General features: G+C 67.0%; 1 protein-coding gene and 1 pseudogene. Both read left to right on the forward strand.

Going from position 1 to position 1,330, the window contains the following annotated elements:
* A pseudogene (locus A9X05_RS16910) lies at nt 1-417 on the forward strand (acetaldehyde dehydrogenase (acetylating)); the annotation flags it as partial.
* Nucleotides 414-1,330, forward strand: a 917-nt coding sequence (gene dmpG / locus A9X05_RS16915; RefSeq protein ID WP_067782856.1) for a 4-hydroxy-2-oxovalerate aldolase, incomplete at its 3' end; no start/stop codon positions are given. The pseudogene A9X05_RS16910 and the gene dmpG, both read left to right, overlap by 4 nt.

The following is a 1,330-nucleotide window of genomic DNA, read 5'->3' on the forward strand; positions in this document are numbered from 1 at the left end:
GAGTTCACCAAGACCACCAGCAAGGGCGTGGAAACGATCGGCGGCGCCAAGCGGGGCAAGGCGATCATCATCCTCAACCCGGCCGACCCGCCGATGATCATGCGCGACACCATCTTCTGCGCCATCCCCGAGGACGCCGACCGCGACGCGATCGCGAAGTCCATCCACGACGTGGTGGCCGAGGTGGCGACCTACGTGCCCGGCTACCGGCTGCTCAACGAGCCGCAGTTCGACGAGCCGTCGCTCAACTCCGGTGGGCAGGCGGTGGTGACCACGTTCGTCGAGGTCGAGGGCGCCGGCGATTACCTGCCCCCGTACGCGGGCAACCTGGACATCATGACCGCCGCGGCCACCAAGGTCGGCGAGGAAATCGCGAAGGAATCCTTATCCGCGACGGCGCCGGGAGCGCAGGCATGAGCACACACGACATTTTCTTCAACCCGATCTGGGACGTACGGCTGACCGACACGTCGTTGCGGGACGGCTCGCACCACAAGCGCCACCAATTCACCAAAGAAGAGGTGGGTGCCATCGTGGCCGCCCTGGACACCGCGGGGGTGCCCGTCATCGAGGTCACCCACGGCGACGGGCTGGGCGGGTCCAGCTTCAACTACGGCTTCTCCAAAACCCCCGAGCAGGAACTGATCAAGCTGGCCGCGCAGACGGCCACCGAAGCCAAGATCGCCTTTTTGATGCTGCCCGGGGTGGGCACCAAGGAGGACATCAAGGAGGCCCAGAACAACGGCGGCTCGATCTGCCGGATCGCCACCCACTGCACCGAAGCCGACGTGTCCATTCAGCACTTCGGCCTGGCCCGCGAACTCGGCCTGGAAACCGTCGGCTTCCTGATGATGAGCCACACTATTCCGCCGGAGAAGCTGGCCGCCCAGGCCCGCATCATGGCCGACGCCGGATGCCAATGCGTCTACGTGGTCGACTCGGCCGGCGCGCTGGTCCTCGAAGGGGTGCGCGACCGAGTGGCCGCACTGGTGGCCGAACTCGGCGACGACGCCCAGGTGGGCTTCCACGGCCACGAAAACCTCGGGCTCGGGGTGGCCAACAGCGTCGAGGCCGTCCGCGCGGGCGCCAAGCAGATCGACGGTTCGTGTCGCCGGTTCGGCGCCGGGGCGGGTAACGCGCCCGTCGAGGCGCTCATCGGCGTGTTCGACAAGATCGGCGTCAAGACCGGCATCGACTTCTTCGACATCGCCGATGCCGCCGAAGAGGTGGTCGCCCCGGCCATGCCCGCCGAGTGCCTGCTGGACCGCAACGCCCTGATCATGGGCTACTCCGGGGTCTACTCGAGCTTCCTCAAGCACGCCATCCGCCA

The organism is Mycobacterium sp. E3298 (genome assembly GCF_001666895.1).
GTDB lineage: Bacteria > Actinomycetota > Actinomycetes > Mycobacteriales > Mycobacteriaceae > Mycobacterium.